16 protein-coding genes are annotated in these 17043 nt (G+C 62.5%); 10 read left to right on the plus strand and 6 right to left on the minus strand.

The window, feature by feature from the left end; all coding sequences use genetic code 11:
- Positions 1–227 precede the first annotated feature (227 nt).
- From ACMFWR_RS15230 to ACMFWR_RS15245, 4 genes are all read right to left on the minus strand, one after another.
- Entirely contained in the window at positions 228–530 is a 303-nt protein-coding gene (locus ACMFWR_RS15230; RefSeq protein ID WP_413192446.1) for a HigA family addiction module antitoxin, read from the minus strand.
- A gap of 84 nt (positions 531–614) precedes the next feature.
- On the minus strand, positions 615–896 hold the full coding sequence (locus tag ACMFWR_RS15235) for a type II toxin-antitoxin system RelE/ParE family toxin (RefSeq protein WP_413192447.1): 282 nt from the start codon (positions 894–896) through the stop codon (positions 615–617).
- Positions 897–1162: 266 nt separating this feature from the next.
- Positions 1163–2176: a 2-hydroxyacid dehydrogenase gene (locus ACMFWR_RS15240; protein WP_413192448.1), complete on the minus strand. Its 1014-nt coding sequence runs from the start codon at positions 2174–2176 to the stop codon at positions 1163–1165.
- 85 nt (positions 2177–2261) lie between these two features.
- Positions 2262–4268: a gamma-glutamyltransferase family protein gene (locus ACMFWR_RS15245; RefSeq protein WP_413194921.1), complete on the minus strand. Its 2007-nt coding sequence runs from the start codon at positions 4266–4268 to the stop codon at positions 2262–2264.
- Positions 4269–4607: 339 nt separating this feature from the next.
- On the opposite strand from ACMFWR_RS15245, the gene ACMFWR_RS15250 reads away from it, so the two are divergent.
- The 3 genes from ACMFWR_RS15250 (at position 4608) to trxA (ending at position 8299) form a co-directional block, all read left to right on the plus strand.
- Complete coding sequence (locus ACMFWR_RS15250; RefSeq protein WP_413192449.1) at positions 4608–6320, plus strand: glutamine--tRNA ligase/YqeY domain fusion protein; 1713 nt, start codon at positions 4608–4610, stop codon at positions 6318–6320.
- Between the two features lie 172 nt (positions 6321–6492).
- Positions 6493–7368 carry a pirin family protein gene (locus tag ACMFWR_RS15255; protein WP_413192450.1) on the plus strand — a complete coding sequence of 292 codons (876 nt, stop codon included), beginning with the start codon at positions 6493–6495 and terminating at the stop codon, positions 7366–7368.
- An 82-nt stretch (positions 7369–7450) separates the two neighbouring features.
- Positions 7451–8299, plus strand: coding sequence for a thioredoxin (gene trxA / locus ACMFWR_RS15260; protein WP_413192451.1), 849 nt, complete (start codon positions 7451–7453; stop codon positions 8297–8299).
- On the opposite strand, the gene ACMFWR_RS15265 is transcribed toward trxA, so the two are convergent.
- Complete coding sequence (locus tag ACMFWR_RS15265; RefSeq protein ID WP_413192452.1) at positions 8280–9320, minus strand: ThiF family adenylyltransferase; 1041 nt, start codon at positions 9318–9320, stop codon at positions 8280–8282. The two genes, trxA and ACMFWR_RS15265, sit on opposite strands and share 20 nt — an antisense overlap.
- A 230-nt stretch (positions 9321–9550) precedes the next feature.
- Here ACMFWR_RS15265 and pdxH point away from each other — a divergent pair, with 230 nt between their 5' ends.
- From pdxH to ACMFWR_RS15280, 3 genes are all read left to right on the plus strand, one after another.
- Positions 9551–10186 (plus strand): pyridoxamine 5'-phosphate oxidase, encoded by a 636-nt coding sequence (gene pdxH / locus ACMFWR_RS15270; protein WP_413194922.1) that lies wholly within the window; start codon positions 9551–9553, stop codon positions 10184–10186.
- Between the two features lie 209 nt (positions 10187–10395).
- On the plus strand, positions 10396–11622 hold the full coding sequence (locus ACMFWR_RS15275; protein ID WP_413192453.1) for a class I SAM-dependent methyltransferase: 1227 nt from the start codon (positions 10396–10398) through the stop codon (positions 11620–11622).
- Positions 11619–13043 (plus strand): DUF72 domain-containing protein, encoded by a 1425-nt coding sequence (locus tag ACMFWR_RS15280; protein WP_413192454.1) that lies wholly within the window; start codon positions 11619–11621, stop codon positions 13041–13043. The genes ACMFWR_RS15275 and ACMFWR_RS15280 overlap by 4 nt, the downstream gene beginning before the upstream one ends.
- Before the next feature lie 64 nt (positions 13044–13107).
- Here ACMFWR_RS15280 and msrA read toward each other — a convergent pair whose 3' ends face one another.
- Positions 13108–13719: a peptide-methionine (S)-S-oxide reductase MsrA gene (gene msrA, locus ACMFWR_RS15285; RefSeq protein ID WP_413192455.1), complete on the minus strand. Its 612-nt coding sequence runs from the start codon at positions 13717–13719 to the stop codon at positions 13108–13110.
- Between the two features lie 243 nt (positions 13720–13962).
- Here msrA and ACMFWR_RS15290 point away from each other — a divergent pair, with 243 nt between their 5' ends.
- The 4 genes from ACMFWR_RS15290 (at position 13963) to ACMFWR_RS15305 (ending at position 17016) form a co-directional block, all read left to right on the plus strand.
- Positions 13963–14481: a flavin reductase family protein gene (locus ACMFWR_RS15290; RefSeq protein ID WP_413192456.1), complete on the plus strand. Its 519-nt coding sequence runs from the start codon at positions 13963–13965 to the stop codon at positions 14479–14481.
- A gap of 89 nt (positions 14482–14570) precedes the next feature.
- Positions 14571–15764 (plus strand): acyl-CoA dehydrogenase, encoded by a 1194-nt coding sequence (locus tag ACMFWR_RS15295; RefSeq protein WP_413192457.1) that lies wholly within the window; start codon positions 14571–14573, stop codon positions 15762–15764.
- Between the two features lie 302 nt (positions 15765–16066).
- The gene (locus ACMFWR_RS15300) at positions 16067–16369 is read left to right on the plus strand and encodes a DUF883 family protein (RefSeq protein ID WP_413192458.1); all 303 of its coding nucleotides are present in this window, start codon (positions 16067–16069) and stop codon (positions 16367–16369) included.
- A 263-nt stretch (positions 16370–16632) separates the two neighbouring features.
- Positions 16633–17016, plus strand: coding sequence for a phage holin family protein (locus ACMFWR_RS15305; protein WP_413192459.1), 384 nt, complete (start codon positions 16633–16635; stop codon positions 17014–17016).
- The last annotated feature ends 27 nt before the right edge of the window (positions 17017–17043 follow it).

Here is a 17043-nt window from a genome sequence, read left to right on the forward strand (position 1 = left end):
CGTGTTCTGACGTTATGTTTGGAGCGCGCGCGGATTTCGGCGCGGCGACGGCGTTCTGGCGCGGCGTCACCCGATGGCCTCGATCGAAGACCTCGGCACATCACATGACGACGGAACGGAACGACGTAGAAGCCCTGGCGAACGCCGGGCGCGCCTTTTCGCAATGAATTGATTATACGGGAAAGGCCGGCGGCCAACGCCGCCGGGCCTGAAGCGCGTCGCTGCGATCAAGCCGCAATGACCGCGCGCGCAACCTTGGGCGCGCCTTGCACACGCGCTTGCCACAGATCGTAGGCGGCCTGCATGCCCAGCCAGACATCTGCACGGCCGCCGTTCTCGACACCCAGCCAGCCTTCGATGCGCAAGGCCATTTCCGGGGAAATACCCGCGCGGCCGTTCAGCACGCGGGATAGCGCCGCGCGCGTGACGCCGAGCTGCTTGGCGGCAGCGCTCACGGTCAGATTCAGGGCAGGCAGGACGTCTTCTCGGAGCGTCTCGCCCGGGTGCGGCGGATTGAATTGCTGGCTCATGCAGTCCCTCTGGCTATAACTGGCTAACTGTCTGTCTGGACACTGGATCAATTGACTCGTTCAAACGCGTCGACAACGCACGTTTCAGTGGTAGTCCTGATAGTCGATCAGGATGACGTCCCGTCCCTCGAATTTGAACGTCATGCGCCAATTGCCGTTGACGCTCACGGCATGGTGACCCGCGAGGACTCCACCCTTCAGTGGATGCCATCGCCATCCCGGCAGATTCATATCTTCAGGGGCGAGTGCCGCATTGAGCTGCGCGAGCTGCCGAGCAAGCTTTGACGCGTGATCGGGTCGGATCCCTGCCTTGCTCCCCGTTTTGAAAAAATCCTGCAACCCCTTGTGAAGAAACGACTTTATCATGGCACGTCGCGCCTCTGTATAGCGATACTATACGCTACACATTCAGGCGATGCAAAGCTAGACGGCCTATCGTTGTTCGGGCGGTATGTTCAAATCGGGATAGGGCGACGACTGGCCAGGACGGATAAGCGCGTGCGCCGTATGCGGGTCCTCAATGCGCGTGGTCGATGCAGGTGGTCGATGCGGATGTTCATGCGGAAGCCCTATGCAAGCGCCCCCAGGCGATCCATCCCGAGCTTCACGCTTCAAGCATCGCGCATCCGGAATCAGGCATCCGCGACGACCAGATTGCACGGCTCGCCCCTGCGCCAGGCAAGCGCGTTCGTCATCGTCGTCGAGGCAATTTGCGCCAGGGCCTCACGCGTGAAAAAAGCCTGATGCGCTGTGATGAGCACGTTGTGAAAACTTAAAAGCCGCGCGAGGACATCGTCGAGCAAGAGCTCATCCGAATGATCCTCGAAGAACAGCGCACCCTCTTCTTCGTAGACATCCAGACCGAGGTGGCCAAGCTGGCCGGATTTCAGTGCGTCGACAACGGCAAGGCTGTCGACCAGCCCGCCACGACTCGTGTTGATCAGCATCGCGCCAGGTTTCATGGCCGCCAGCGAAGACGCGTTGATCAGATGGCGCGTCGACGCCAACAACGGGCAATGCAGACTCACGACATCGGATTGCGCCAGCAACGCGTCAAGCGTCACGTAGCGGCCGCCCAGTGCGACGATGTCGGGGTGCTCGAACGGATCGTAAGCAAGCACGGTCATCCCGAATGACGCCATGATTCGCGCGAACACGCGGCCGATCGTCCCGGTGCCGACGACACCCACGGTTTTTTCGTGAAGATCGAAGCCGAGCAGGCCGTTCAGCGAGAAATCGCTCTCGCGCGTGCGATTGTTCGCGCGATGCAGCTTGCGATTCAACGTCAGGATCATGCCGACGGCATGCTCGGCGACGGCATACGGGGAATAGGCGGGGACGCGAGCCACCGTGATGCCCGCCTCGGTCGCCGCGTCCACGTCGACATGATTGAAGCCCGCGGAGCGCAAGGCGAGAAAGCGCGTGCCGCCGGCAGACAGGCGGCGAATCACGGCCGCGTTGACGACGTCATTGACGAACGGACAGACGACGTCGGCGCCGTCGGCCAGCACCGCGGTCGTTTCATCGAGCCGGGTTTCGCGAAACGTCAGCTCGATATCGCCAAACCCTGCCGGAAGCCCGTCCTCCTGGGCTCGACGGAAGGACTCGATGTCGTACGGCCGACAGCTGAACAGCATCATCCGCATGATCCCCTCGCACGCGCGTCGTGGTCAGGGAAATTGTACGTGAAGGCTGCACGTAAGCCAGTGGGCACAACCAGCGGACATCACCTCACGGAATCGTTCGGCCCAGTCCCGAACCGCGCGGATCGCCGACCGGCTCGGGCTTGCCGTCGACCACGCGAATCGCCTGGATATCGCCGTTGAAGCCCTGTTCCGCGATCGTGTAGCCGCGCTTGGTCAGTTCGGCCTTCAGCGCATCGGGCAGCGGCTTGCCCCGCTCTTCGTAGATCGTGTTGGCCGGCAACAACTGGTGGTGGAAGCGCTGCGCAGCGACAGCTTCGGGCAGCGGAAGTTTGTAGTCGTAGACGTTCGTCAGCACCTGGTACACCGTCGTCGGGATACGCGAACCGCCCGGCGTGCCGATCACCATGGCGACCTTGTTTTGCGCGTCGAGCAGGATCGTCGGGCACATCGACGACAGTGGCCGTTTGCGCGAGGCGATCGCATTCGCTTCCGTGCCCACCACGCCAAACTGATTCGGCGCATTGGGCTTCGCCGAGAAATCGTCCATCTCGTCATTCAGCACGATTCCGGTCTTGTCGACGACGACCCCCGCCCCGAACGGTCCGTTGAGCGTATAGGTATTCGAGATCGCGTTACCCCATTTGTCGACGACCGAGAAGTGCGTAGTCTGCGGCTTTTCTCCACCGACGGTTGCACTCGCCGCAGCGGGTTGAGTCCCTTCAGACGAGGACGCGGACGATGCCGGCTGCGCCTCGTCGGTCGACGAAGCGTTGTGCGCGTCACTCGAGGCGGACGGCGCGTTCGCCTGAGCACTTGATGACGCCGATTTGCCGTCCGACGCAGCCGTGCCGCCCTGCGCAGCAGACGCGCCCGAAGCCGCCGAAGCATTGGACGCACTCGAAGCCCCGCTCGCCCCACCGGCCGACGCGCCCTGGTCGAGCCCGGGCTTAACGGACTTCGTATCCGAAATGGCGTCCGCATTGACCTCCATTGCGCGCCGGGCGAGATACGCGTCGTCGGTCAGCCGTGCGGTCGGATTCTTGACGAAATCGGGATCGCCCAGGTATGCGGCGCGATCCGCAAAGACGCGCTTTTCCATCTCGGACACGAGGTGCACGTATTGCGCCGAATTGAGATCGACGCCCTGGAACTTGCTCTCGAGGTCCTCGCGCATCTTGAGCATCTGCAGCAGGATGACGCCGCCCGAACTCGGCGGCGGCGCCGTGATGACCTGATACCCGCGCCAGTTGCCGACGAGCGGCTGTCGCCAGACCGCCTTGTAGCTCGACAAATCGGCCTGCGTGATCAGGCCATGGCCGCGCATCGACGTGGCGATCAGCTCGCCCGTCTTGCCCGTGTAGAACTCCTTGCCGCCGTCCGACGCAATGCGCTTGAGCGTTTGTGCAAGCTCGGGCTGGCGGAACGTCGCGCCTTCGGTCAGACCCGAGAAGTAGGCATCGAAGTTCGTCCGCCCCTTGAAGATGTCCGCGGCGGCGCTCCGCTCTTTCGCCAGCCGCGCGTCGACGACAAACCCCTTGTCGGCGTAGTCGATCGCCGGCTCGAGCACCTGCGACCACTTGAGCTTGCCGAAGCGCCGCTGCGCTTCCCACATGCCTTCGACAGTGCCGGGCACGCCGACCGCGCGCGTGCCGACAAGGCTCGCCTTGTCGATCACATTGCCATTCGCGTCGAGATACATATTGCGCGTGGCGGCGATCGGCGCTGTCTCACGGTAGTCGAGGAAGTACGGCTTGTGATCGACCACCAGCGTCATAAAGCCGCCGCCGCCCAGATTGCCCGCATCCGGATAGGTCACAGCGAGCGAAAAGGCGATCGCGACGCCCGCGTCGACCGCGTTGCCGCCTTCCGCAAAGATTTTTGCAGCGGCATCGGCAGCGTATTTGTCAGGCACGGCCACCGCGTTGTCACGCAGCTCGGTCGACGCATCGGTGTGTTTGTCAGTGTCTTTGTCTTTGGCCCACGTCGGCGTCGCGAGACCTGCGACGCCAAGCGCAACGAACGACGCGAGCGTCACCTTGAGCGCCGTATGGCGGGTAGAGCTTGTCGCGCCTGTCGCGCGCAAACCACGCATCCCGCGTCCATGTTCAGCGGCGTTGGATTCACGCGAACCGCCCTCATATCGAGACACAGGAAGGCCCGTATCGTGTTTCAGATCGGACTTCTGACATCCCTTACCAATCGACACCGCCATTGCCATCCTCCAATACCGACCGCCGTTGTGCGCAGGAAGCGGGGCACGAATCGTGCCCACCCGCGAGAGCGCGCATTATCTCGCCCCGTCCGGCGGGGTGTGTACGGTAAAATGCCTCAATCAAGGGGCAGCGCATTGCGCTTTCGCTACCAGACTTTTTACCGCAGCGAGCAAAAAACCGCTGTCCGCATCGCCGAACCGCCGAACCGACCATTGCGCATGAGCAACGACCGTACAGAACGCACTGATGCCCCCGTCGCATCGAATTTCATCCGCAACGCCATCGACGAGGACAATCGCAACCGCAAGTGGGCCGGCCGCGTCGAAACGCGTTTTCCGCCGGAACCGAACGGTTATCTCCACGTCGGGCACGCGAAATCGATTTGCCTGAATTTCGGTGTCGCCGCCGACTACGACGGCATCTGCCATCTGCGCTTCGACGACACGAATCCCGAAAAAGAAAGCATGGAGTACGCCGACTCGATCGTCGAGGCGGTCGAATGGCTCGGCTACTCGTGGGACAAGGCCGGCAAGTCGCACATGTACTTCGCAAGCGACTACTACGAGCAGCTCTATCACTTTGCTGAAATCCTGATCGAGCGCGGCAAAGCCTATGTCGACAGCCAGAGCGCCGAAGAAATGCGCGTGAACCGCGGCTCGGCAACCGAAGCCGGCCGGCCGTCGCCGTTCCGTGATCGCACGCCCGCAGAAAACCTCGATCTGTTCCGGCGCATGCGCGCGGGCGAGTTCGCCGAGGGCGCCCACGTGCTGCGCGCGAAGATCGACATGGCGTCGCCGAACTTCAATATGCGCGACCCGGTGATCTACCGGATCCGCTTCGCCCATCACTATCGGACCGGCGACACCTGGTGCGTCTATCCGATGTACGACTACGCGCATTGCATTTCGGACGCGATCGAAGGCATCACGCACTCGCTGTGCACGCTCGAGTTCGAAGATCACCGCCCGTTGTACGACTGGGTGCTCGACCAGCTTGCGCAGGCCGGTGAATTCAAGCGCCCGCTGCCGCAACAAATCGAGTTCGCCCGCCTGAACGTGACGTATGCGATCACGAGCAAGCGCAAGCTGTTGCAGCTCGTGACCGAGAAGCACGTCGCCGGCTGGGACGACCCACGCATGCCGACCATTGTGGGCCTGCGCCGTCGCGGCTTCACGCCAGGCAGCATCCGCCTGTTCTGCGATCGTATCGGTGTGTCGAAGGCGGACTCGTGGATCGACATGGGCGTGCTCGAGCAGTCGCTGCGTGACGATCTCGATGAGGCCGCGCCGCGGGCGATCGCCGTGCTCGACCCGCTCAAGCTCGTCATCGACAATTTCCCCGAAGACGGCGAAGAGCCGTGCACGGCCCCCGTGCACCCGCATCATCCGGAACGCGGTTCGCGTGCCTTTCCGTTCACGCGCGAGCTCTGGATCGAACGCGAGGACTTCAACGAGCACCCGCCGAAGGGCTATTTCCGCCTGTTCCCGGGCAACAAGGTACGCCTCAAGTACGGCTTTATCGTCGAATGCACGGGCTTCGACAAGGACGAACAAGGCAACGTCACGGCCGTCCACTGCAATTACTTTGCGGACAGCAAGTCGGGAACGGAAGGCGCGAACAACTATAAGGTCAAGGGCACGATTCACTGGGTCAGCGCGAAGACCGCCTATCCGGCCGAAGTCCGCCTGTACGACCGCCTGTTCAACGAACCGCAACCCGACGCGGGCGGGCGCGACTTCCTGACCGCGATCAATCCGAACTCGAAGCGTGTGGTGCAAGCCTACCTCGAGCCCGGCGCGGCCGCGATGAATGCCGAAGACCGCGTGCAGTTCGAGCGTCACGGCTACTTCGTCGCCGACCGCTACGACTCGCAGCCGGGCAAGCCCGTGTTCAACCGGATCGTGAGCCTCAAGGACAGCTGGGGCCGATAAGTCAAGACCGGCGCCCCCCAGCAGATCAAGCCGCGCAGCCTTTGCGCGGCTTTTTTTATGTCCGAGCGACGACCGGCACGTCCTGCGCCGCGCAGTCCGTCGCCGGGCCACGCCAGCAGCGCCACGCTAGAATGGCTGAACCTTCTGACTACACCAACAGCCGGAGACCCCTATGAGCGCCGCGATCGAAGTCGTGCTTGAACCTCGCACCCAGGACATCGGCGTGCCCGTGCGCAGGCTGATTCCCCAGCGCGGGCATCGCCAGTGCGGACCGTTTGTGTTCTTCGACCATATGGGCCCGGTCGAAATGGCGCCGGGACAGGGGATCGATGTGCGCCCGCACCCCCATATCGGCCTCGCGACGGTCACCTACCTTTTCGACGGTGCGTTCATGCATCGCGACAGCCTCGGCACGGTGCAGCGCATCGAACCGGGAGCGGTCAACTGGATGAGCGCGGGCCGCGGCATTGTCCATTCAGAGCGCTCGCCGGATGACCTGCGCGCCAGCGGCGCCGTGCTGCACGGCATTCAGACGTGGGTCGCGCTGCCTCAGGCCGATGAACAAAGCGAGCCCTGGTTCCGCCACTATCCGGCCGCGGAGATCCCGATGGTCGAGCGTGACGGCGTCAAGCTCCATGTGATCGCCGGCGACGGCTTCGGCGCGACCTCCCCCGTACAGACCGCGTCACGCACGTTTTACGTCTGCGCGACGTTCGAGCCGGGCCGGTCGCTCGCCGTGCCGGCCGAGCACGTCGAACGAGGCGTATACCTGATCGACGGCGACATTGCGATCGACGGCACGCCGCTCGCGCAGCATCACGTGGCAGTGCTCAAGCACGGAGAACCCGTCGTGCTGAGCGCTGGCACGCACGGCGCACGCGTCATGCTGTTCGGCGGCGATCCGCTCGACGGCCCGCGGCTCATCGACTGGAATTTCGTCGCCAGCCGCCGAGAACTGATTGATGAAGCCAAACAGGCCTGGCGCGAACAGAACTTCCCGCGCGTGCCCGGAGAAACCGACTGGATTCCGTTGCCGACTGCGCCTTAAGGGCCCTTGAGGCCCTGCTTGAAGGCCCGCCATCCCGCCCCCATATGGCGAAACATGACAGCTTTGAAAAAGAGATGCCCTGATGGAAACGACCCTAGCCACCTTTGAACAAGACGTGATTATCGCGTCGCAGCAAACGCCCGTGCTTGTCGACTTCTGGGCGCCGTGGTGCGGTCCGTGCCGCACGCTCGGGCCGATGCTCGAGAAACTTGAAGCGGAATACCAGGGCGCGTTCCGGCTCGTGAAGGTCAACTCCGATGAGAACCCCGAACTCGCCCAGCATTTCCACATTCGCAGCATCCCGTACGTTGTGGCATTCGTCGACGGACAGCCGGTCGACCAGTTCGTTGGTGTGCTGCCCGAAGGGCAACTGCGCGCCTTTATCGACAACCTCGTTCCGAATCCGGCAGAAAGCGAGCGTCGCGCTGCATTTCAGGCGCTCGACGAGGGGCGTCGTACCGATGCCTACGGGCATTTGCAGGCCGCGCTCGCCTACGATCCCGGCTTTGACGATGTGCGCCTCGATCGCATCGAACTGTTGATCGAAGACGATCAGATTGACGACGCCAAGGCAGAGCTCGAACGCGTATCGCCGAAAGTCGCGCAGGGTCTCGATGCGCGGTACAACGCGATCAAGACGCGGCTCGACGCCGTCGAAGTCGTCGCCGAACTGCCGCCGCCCGAGGAACTGTTGAATCGCATCTCGCATAACGCGGCCGATCTCGATGCGCGCTTCGATCTGGCGAACTGGTACATCGCGCAAAAGCGCTACGAGCCTGCACTCGAGCAGTTGCTCGAGATCGTCCTGCACGACCGCGCGTTCAAAGACGATGTCGGCCGCAAGACGATGCTGTCGGTGTTCGACCTCGCATCGGGCCGGCCGGAACTCGTGTCCGCCTGGCGCCGGAAGCTCAGCGCGGCATTGAACTAAGCGACACTCGCGCGAGCGAGCGCAATACGTGCGATGCGGCCGCGAAGCCAAACGGGGCCGTCACGCACACGCTCGACCCGAACCCTGCGCAATTGAGTCCGACAGGGCCTCGCGCAGGGGCCTCGGAAACATGGACATCGGCCTGACCCAGCGCGTTGTCCGCAACGAGATCGCTCCCGGTCGCACCGCCTGCACCACCTGCTCCACCCGCACCGACCGAGTCGACTGCCGCCAGTTCGCACGTTCCCGAGGCCGCGCTCTCGACGCTGCCGTCCTGCTCGCTTTCCTCGTTGCCGGCGGCCGTCGCTGCACCCGGATAGATCAGCGGCTCGTCGGAATACACCGCGGGCACCTTGAACCGCGCTTTGGGGCCGCGCGGAAATCCATGTGCCTTGCGCAATTGCGCGCGCACTTTCGAAAGCAGCGGGTCCTGGATGGTCTGCGCCAGATCGTCGATACGCAGCCGTGTCGGATCGAGTTGCCCGCCCGCGCCCCCGATCGTGATCAAAGGCTGCTTGTGTGCAACGCACCATGCGATCAACGCGACTTTCGTACGCACGCTATCGATCGCGTCGACAATAAAATCAAAACCACCGCCGAGCAGCGAGTCCATGTTGTCGGGCTCGATAAAGTCTTCGATCTCGGTAACGCGACATGCCGGGTCGATCAGATGGATCCGCTCGGCCATCGCCGTGACTTTCGCCTTGCCGTAGTTGCCGTCGAGCGCGTGGATCTGCCGATTGGTGTTGCTCTCGGCGACGTTGTCGAGGTCAATCAGCGTCAGGCGGCCAATCGCGCTACGAGCGAGCGCTTCGGCCACCCATGAGCCGACTCCGCCGATACCGATCACTGCAACGTGGGCGTGCTCGAAGCGCTCGAGCGCCTGCGGTCCGTAGAGCCGCGCAATACCACCAAAGCGCCGCGCGCGATCGGGCGCGTCGAAATGGCTGTCGTTTGATCTCACACCTGACTCGTCTGGCGGTGCGGTAGTAACATGAGATGCGTTTGAGAAGTCGGACATGGATCGTGCAATCAAAGCGTCGCAGCGGGCGATGAGTGCCTTAGACCGCTCGTGTCGCGAATGCCCGCGACGTCTGTGAGGACTTCGCAGCCATCGGACACAAGCCGGCGGCGCTGCATGAATGACGGCATTGTGCCGGAAATCTCGAAACCGTCCCCGGTGCAACCATGACTGCGTCCCCGACGCGCTTTGGCTATACTCAATGAACTTTAAGCGCACGCATAATAATGGTGACCTCCCTCGCTGACCTTCGACAGGCTTACGCACGCGGCGCGCTGAACGAAGCCGATGTCGATGTCGACCCGATCAGTCAGTTCGAGAAGTGGTTTGCCGAAGCACAAGCCGCTGAAGTGCCCGAACCGAACGCAATGAGCCTGGCCACCGCCGACGCGCGCGGCCGTCCGTCGAACCGGATCGTGCTCGTCAAAGGCGTCGACGCACGCGGCTTTGTGTTCTTCACGAATTACGAGAGCTCCAAGGGCAACGACCTGGCCGGCAATCCGTACGCGAGCTTGTTATTCTTCTGGCAACCGCTCGAACGTCAGGTCCGCATCGAAGGCCGCATCGAAAAAACATCGGCCGAAGAAAGCGACGCGTATTTTCATTCGCGGCCCGTAGGCTCTCGCATCGGTGCATGGGCATCGAATCAGAGCCGCGTCACGGACAAGGCCACGCTCGAAGCCAACGAGGCTCGATTCGCAGCGCAATACGGCGACAACCCGCCGCGCCCGCCCCAATGGGGCGGATACCGCGTCGTGCCCGAAACTATTGAGTTTTGGCAGGGACGTCCGTCGCGCCTGCACGACAGGATCAAATATCTGCGCACGCCCCAGGGCACATGGAACATCGTCAGGCTATCGCCCTGATAGAAATTTCCGCTTGGCGCATCCGCTTCACGTTATTCAGAGTTGCACGGTTACACAGTCGTTTTTCGCTTTGTTCTTGTTTGAATAGGTAGGCTGCCGGTTTTCGGTAGCGACCGCTCCCCTGGTCACCTTCCCGTATGGGAACGAGGAGTGGCTCGCAGGCAATCCCGTTTCCGGCATCGATCGAATCGTTGAGCACGGAGATAAGAATGTTCTGGGAGAAAAAACTTGCACACTGGGTCGACGAGATGCGCGCCAAGGCAAACCTGCCCGCCCGCCTCGTGCTGTGGGACGGCCACCAATACGACTTCGGCAACTTCGCGACGCCTCAGGTGACGATGCATGTCAAGGGCGCGTCCGCGATGCCCTATCTGCTTTCGCCGAGTCTCGACAATCTCGGCGAGGCGTATGTCAAAGGCAAGATCGATATCGAGGGCAAGCTGAGCGATGTGATCGACATCGGCTACGCACTCGCGCGCTCGACGATCACGACGGGCCACAAGCTCGATCGCGTCCTGCGCTATTTCACGCATACGAAGGCGTCGGATAAAAAAGCCATTCAGTATCACTACGACGTGTCGAACGAGTTCTATCAGTTATGGCTCGATCAGAACATGGTCTATTCGTGTGCGTACTTCGAGAATGGCGACGAAGACCTTGCAACGGCGCAACTCAAGAAAATCGATCACATCCTGACCAAGATTCAGGTGCAACCGGGTCATACGCTGCTCGATATCGGCTGCGGTTGGGGTGCGCTCGTGATTCGCGCGGCGAAGAAATTCGGCGCGAAGTGCGTCGGCGTGACGCTGTCGCAGAACCAGTTCGATCTCGCGACGCAACGTGTGAAGGACGCGGGTCTGGAAGGACAGATCGAAATCCGCCTGCAGGACTATCGCGACGTCCAAGGCCAGTTCGATCGCATCACGAGCGTCGGGATGTTCGAGCACGTCGGCCGCAAGAACCTGCCTGAGTATTTCTCGCGTGTGCGCGCCCTGCTCAAGGACGACGGCGTGGCGATGAATCACGGCATCACATCGAGCGATGCCGACAGCGGCGAGACTTCGCTCGGCGGCGGCGAGTTTATCGACAAGTACGTATTCCCGGACGGCGAGCTCCCGCATTTGAGTCTGGCCATTGAATCGATGCAGCGCGGCGGTCTCGAAGCCTTCGATATCGAGAACCTGCGCAAGCACTACGCGCATACGCTGAACTTCTGGGCCGAATCGTTCGAAAAGCATGCGGAAGAAGCGCGCAAGCTGGTCGACGACGAGAAATTCCGGATCTGGCGCGTGTATCTGGCCGGCTGCGCCTATGCGTTCACGAACGACGACGTGGCGATCTATCAGATCGTCTGCCGCAAGGCCGGCCGCACCGCCGACACGTTGCCGTGGTCGCGCCGCTATATCTACGATCGCGCGGCCCCGCTCGGCGAATGAAGCAAGGCCAGGACGTCGCCGGCCCCGACGCGCAGTTCGATTTGTTCGGCGACGCGGGTGACGGACCACAAGACCCGGCACGCGGCGCGAAGGCCCCCAACGCCACGCCGCGCTCGCGAAGCCGCGCGGTCGATGACGATGCAGGGTCGCGGGTGGCGGCGGATCCGGCGACTGGATCCGCCCCGGCTCAGGGTACCTTCGACGGACTTGAAGCGCCCGTCGCCGCATCCGCCCGCCGTTCGAAAGCGCCGCTTTCGAGCCACGGCGATGCGCATGGAACGGGTCCGGCGGCATCGCGCGCAAAACCAACGACGGCAGACAAGAAGACAACGCGCAAACGAGCGCTGCCTGTCGCCGCCCCCGAGTTTGACGATGCGCTGATGGCGTTGGGCAATGCCCTCCCGCCCGAGGTTCATCTCGGCACGTCGACCTGGTCGTTTCCGGGATGGAAGAACATCGTGTATCGCGACGAGGTTTCGAGCACGAAGTTATCGCGCGAAGGCTTGCATGCCTATGCCGAGCATCCGGTGCTCGGTTGCGTCGGCATCGACCGATCGTTTTACGCACCGCTGACCGTCGCGCAATACGCCCGGCACGCGCAACAGGTGCCCGATACCTTCCGCTTCGTGGTCAAGGCGCCGGCATCGATCTGCGACGCCTCGATCCGGGGACCGCGTGGCGGCGCGCTGATGGAAAACGCAGCGTTTTTAAATGCGGATATTGCCCGCAATGATTTCGTGCTGCCGTGCCTCGAAGGACTGGGTCGGAAAGCGGGCGCGCTCGTTTTTCAGCTCTCACCGCTGACGCCGAAATTGCTCGCAGAGCCCATGGAATTGATCGAGCGGCTCGGTGCGTTCTTTGCAGCACTCCCTGCGCTCGATGGCTATCCCGGGTCCCCCGTCTACGCGATCGAGATCCGCGATGCCGTGCTGCTGACACCGCGCTTTATCCGGATGCTGCGCGAGGCGCGCGTGCGGTATTGCATCGGCATCCATGCGCGCATGCCCGAAGTGTTGCGGCAAGCCGCCGCGCTCGCGCTGCTCGACGACGACACCGCGGGGCCGCTTGTCGTGCGCTGGAGCCTGCATGCCGGATTCGAATACGAAACGGCCAAGGCCAAATACGAGCCCTTCAACCAGATCGTCGACGCCGATCCGAATACGCGCGAGGCGCTTGCCGAACTCGCGGCGCGCTATGCGCTCGCCGGGCAACCGGTGCTGATCACGGTGAATAACAAGGCGGAAGGATCGGCGCCCCTGAGCTGCGTGGAGCTCGCAAGCGCGATCGTGGCGGCAGTGGACAATGCCCGGGAAGAGCCGGGCATTGATCCGGTCGAAGCGCCGGCAAGCGATACCGCCACGCCTGCGACGATACAACCCGCAGACGCCGGCGACGGTCCGACGCCCGATCGGCAGACCTGACCGAAGCGGTGGGCGCGGGCCACACCTCACGTGCGGCCCGATGCCTGGGCTTAGGCCTGGTTCGTCAAACCTGATTCGACTTCAGACGATTCGCGAACTGCTTTCTGAACTTCGAGACCTTCGGCGCCACGACCATTGCGCAATAGCCCTGGTTCGGATGCTGGGCAAAGTAGTTCTGATGGTAGGCCTCGGCGGCGAAGTAGTTTCCGTCCAATGGCACGACTTCCGTCACGATCTTGCCGTCGTAAATCCCCGCCTTCGCGATCTCGTCGATCACCGAGAGTGCCACGTCGCGCTGCTCGTCGTTTTCCGTGAAAATCGCCGAGCGGTATTGCGTGCCGACGTCGTTGCCCTGCCGATTGAGCGTGGTCGGATCGTGAATCGCGAAGAAAATATTCAGAATGTCGCGATAGCTGATCTTCGCCGGATCGAATTCGACGCGCACGACTTCGGCGTGCCCGGTATCGCCGTCGCACACACGCTCATAGCTCGGATTGCGCAGATGGCCGCCCGCGTAACCCGACTCGACGCGCGTCACGCCGCTCACATCGAGATATACCGCTTCGACGCACCAGAAGCAGCCGCCGCCAAGCGTGGCGACTTGTGTACCCGTCGTGCCAGTCGCAGCCCCAGCCGCGCCGGAAGTGATGGAATCCTTTTGATGCAGATCACTCATGATGTCCTCTGAACAATTCGAGCCCCGCGCAACCGGTACGTCACGCGGCGGCACTCGACACTGATTGGTCGAACCAGCGTCAAAAACCTGACATAGGCGGCAGCTTAACCACTTTCCGCTAGAATCGCTGCAAGGCCCCGTCAACGGTTAGCCTATTAACTAAACCAACATGCCGTCGCACGCACTCCGGAACCCGAACTTGATCGACTTCGACCGCATGCTCGCTCGCAAGGACGTTCACGTATGACGTCCGCGCCGACCCTCCCCAACTTCGATGCCGTCGCGTTCCGGCGCGTGCTCGGCAAGTTCGCAACCGGTGTGACGGTCATTACGACGCGCGCCGAATCCGGCGCCTTGATCGGCATTACAGCGAGCTCGTTCAATTCCGTCTCGTTGACCCCGCCGCTCGTGCTCTGGAGCCTTGCGACGACATCGTCGTCGATGCCGATCTTTCGCGCGAACAGTCACTACGTCGTCAACATACTGGCCGCCTCGCAGCTGGATCTGTGCCGGCGCTTTGCGACGGTCAAGGGCGACCGCTTCGCCGGGGTCAGCCACCAGGCGAGCGAGAACGCCGGCCTGCCGATCCTCGAAGGGTCGCTCGCGTGGTTCGAATGCCATAACCGCAGCCGGTACGAGGAAGGCGACCACGTCATTTTCGTCGGCGAAGTCCAGCGCTGCGGCATCGCGGACGAAGACGGGCAGACAACGCCGCTCGTGTTTCAGGACGGACGCTTTCACTCGATCCATCCGCTCGAATAGACAAGCAAGGCTGCCGCGCGGACGACGTCGCGCAGTCGCGATCCGCACGCAGCACTTCAGCGATCGCACCGCCTCAGGAGGAGACAATCATGACGACCCATGCACGCTTCCAGTGGGATGACCCGCTGTTGCTCAACGAGCAGTTGACCGAGGAAGAGCGGCTGATCCGCGACGCCGCGCAGGCTTACGCGCAGGACAAGCTCGCCCCCCGCGTGCTCGAAGCCTTTCGACACGAAACGACCGACCCCGAGATCTTCCGCGAAATGGGCGAACTCGGGCTGCTCGGCGCCACGATCCCTGCCGAATATGGCGGTGCGGGCCTGAACTACGTCGCCTACGGACTGATCGCGCGCGAAGTCGAACGGGTCGACTCCGGATACCGGTCGATGATGTCGGTCCAGTCATCGCTCGTCATGGTCCCGATCCACGCGTTCGGCACGGAGGAGCAAAAACGCAAGTACTTGCCCAAGCTCGCGAGCGGCGAATGGATTGGCTGCTTCGGTCTCACCGAACCCGATCACGGCTCCGATCCGGCCGGCATGAAGACGCGCGCGAAGAAAGTCGACGGCGGCTATGTGCTCAATGGCAGCAAGATGTGGATCACCAACTCGCCGATCGCCGACGTGTTCGTAATCTGGGCCAAGCTGACCAACGACGCCGGCGACGACGAGATCCGCGGCTTCGTGCTTGAAAAAGGCGCGCAAGGCCTGTCGGCGCCTGCGATTCACGGCAAGGTCGGCCTGCGCGCGTCGATCACCGGCGAAATCGTTCTCCAAGATGTCTTCGTGCCCGAGACGGCACTCTTTCCCGAAGTCAGCGGGCTCAAGGGCCCGTTCACCTGCCTGAACTCCGCACGGTACGGCATCGCGTGGGGCGCACTGGGCGCAGCCGAGTCATGCTGGCACACGGCGCGCCAATATGTGATCGACCGCAAGCAATTCGGCCGTCCGCTCGCGGCAAACCAGCTGATCCAGAAGAAGCTGGCCGATATGCAGACCGAGATCACGATGGGCCTGCAAGGCGTGCTGCGTCTCGGCCGCATGAAGGACGAAGGCAGCGCCTCCGTCGAAATCACCTCGATCATGAAACGCAATTCGTGCGGCAAGGCGCTCGATATCGCGCGGCTCGCTCGCGACATGCTCGGCGGCAATGGCATTTCGGACGAGTTCGGCATCGCGCGCCACCTTGTGAATCTCGAGGTCGTCAATACGTACGAAGGCACGCACGATATCCACGCGCTGATTCTCGGGCGCGCGCAAACCGGCATTCAGGCGTTCTTTTGAAATATCGACGCGTCAGTATGGGGCTTCGGTGACCGGGGTCACCCCGGTTCGGCCGGGAACGCCGGCTTCAGCCGACCTGCACGGCTGGCCGGGACACGAGAAGATATCGACGGCGACGCGGGGCTTACGAACGAACTTTCATTGTTTTGCACATAAGTTTTTGTAATTTTTAGCGCAATCGGCGAAACTTTTGTGCACCGCACCTGCTCCATCACTATCCTTTACAGGCAAGCCGCAAGGCTCGCTATCGGGTCCAGATTTGGCTAGCATGGAACACGTGGACGCCATCGACGGGAGTGGTCATGTCGGAAATCAACAAGGAGAAACTGATGTCGGATATCAAAACCGTACTGTCGGACGCCGAAGAACTGCTCAAGCAAGCCGCTAGCACCACGGGCGAAAAGGCAACCGAGCTGCGCGAGAAAGCGGTCTCGCGACTGAAGCAAGCCAAGGAAAAGGCAGCCGATGTCCAGGTTGTCGTGGTCGAGAAGGGCAAGAAGGCTGTCCGCGCCACCGACGACTACGTCCACGAGCATCCGTGGCAGTCGATCGGGATCGCCGCCGGCGTCGGTGTGCTGATCGGCTTGCTGATCAACCGCAAGTAAGCCGCGTCGCGGTTGGCTGCCGCCGCACGGTCACGCGGCGGCGGGATTTCATCCCTCAAGCCATCCCTGCACGATACCCGAGCGATATCCAGGCCGCATTCACGGCACGCTCGCGCCACCGAGCCGCAAGGCCGTTTTCGGGCGCGGTTTCCGTTGCACGCGGCGGCTGACGGCGCGCGCATAGGCGTCTCGCAACCGCCGGCATGTCGCCTGGGTTTGATCCTTGAGCCTTGCCATTCACGGCTCACCTTACCGCCGCCTCAATGACAAACGAACCACACGCGCAAGAAGCATCGCAAGGGCCGTTGCGCCGGGTAGTCGGCGCCCTGCTCGGCATCGTTCACACGCGGCTTGAATTGTTGGGCATCGAGCTGTCCGAGGAAAAGGACCGGTTGATCGCGATCCTGTTCGTCGGGCTCGGCGCCATGCTGTTCGGCACCATGGCGTTGATCGCCTTCACCTTCCTGGTGGCTGCCGCGTTCTGGGATACGTACCGGTGGCAGTCGCTCGCGATTCTCTGTGGCGCCTACCTGCTGATCGCCGTCATCTGCGCGCTGGTTGCGCGCCACCGCCTGCGCACGGCACCCATCATGCTCCAGGCCACGCTCGCCGAGCTCGAAAAAGACCGCGAGTTGTTCAAGCATTAACCCGCATCCCTTGAACGTCTGTCGCAA

Origin of the sequence: Pararobbsia alpina (assembly GCF_965118125.1) — a bacterium.
GTDB classification, from domain to species: Bacteria; Pseudomonadota; Gammaproteobacteria; order Burkholderiales; family Burkholderiaceae; genus Pararobbsia; species Pararobbsia alpina_A.

Bases quoted from the DNA above. Each gene is read 5' to 3' on its own strand.
- ACMFWR_RS15230 (WP_413192446.1), bottom strand. From the start codon at position 530: ATGAGCCAGCAATTCAATCCGCCGCACCCGGGCGAGACGCTCCGAGAA.
- ACMFWR_RS15235 (WP_413192447.1), bottom strand. From the start codon at position 896: ATGATAAAGTCGTTTCTTCACAAGGGGTTGCAGGATTTTTTCAAAACG.
- ACMFWR_RS15240 (WP_413192448.1), bottom strand. From the start codon at position 2,176: ATGCGGATGATGCTGTTCAGCTGTCGGCCGTACGACATCGAGTCCTTC.
- ACMFWR_RS15245 (WP_413194921.1), bottom strand. From the start codon at position 4,268: ATGCGTGGTTTGCGCGCGACAGGCGCGACAAGCTCTACCCGCCATACG.
- ACMFWR_RS15250 (WP_413192449.1), top strand. From the start codon at position 4,608: ATGAGCAACGACCGTACAGAACGCACTGATGCCCCCGTCGCATCGAAT.
- ACMFWR_RS15255 (WP_413192450.1), top strand. From the start codon at position 6,493: ATGAGCGCCGCGATCGAAGTCGTGCTTGAACCTCGCACCCAGGACATC.
- trxA (WP_413192451.1), top strand. From the start codon at position 7,451: ATGGAAACGACCCTAGCCACCTTTGAACAAGACGTGATTATCGCGTCG.
- ACMFWR_RS15265 (WP_413192452.1), bottom strand. From the start codon at position 9,320: ATGTCCGACTTCTCAAACGCATCTCATGTTACTACCGCACCGCCAGAC.
- ACMFWR_RS15275 (WP_413192453.1), top strand. From the start codon at position 10,396: ATGTTCTGGGAGAAAAAACTTGCACACTGGGTCGACGAGATGCGCGCC.
- ACMFWR_RS15280 (WP_413192454.1), top strand. From the start codon at position 11,619: ATGAAGCAAGGCCAGGACGTCGCCGGCCCCGACGCGCAGTTCGATTTG.
- msrA (WP_413192455.1), bottom strand. From the start codon at position 13,719: ATGAGTGATCTGCATCAAAAGGATTCCATCACTTCCGGCGCGGCTGGG.
- ACMFWR_RS15290 (WP_413192456.1), top strand. From the start codon at position 13,963: ATGACGTCCGCGCCGACCCTCCCCAACTTCGATGCCGTCGCGTTCCGG.
- ACMFWR_RS15295 (WP_413192457.1), top strand. From the start codon at position 14,571: ATGACGACCCATGCACGCTTCCAGTGGGATGACCCGCTGTTGCTCAAC.
- ACMFWR_RS15300 (WP_413192458.1), top strand. From the start codon at position 16,067: ATGTCGGAAATCAACAAGGAGAAACTGATGTCGGATATCAAAACCGTA.
- ACMFWR_RS15305 (WP_413192459.1), top strand. From the start codon at position 16,633: ATGACAAACGAACCACACGCGCAAGAAGCATCGCAAGGGCCGTTGCGC.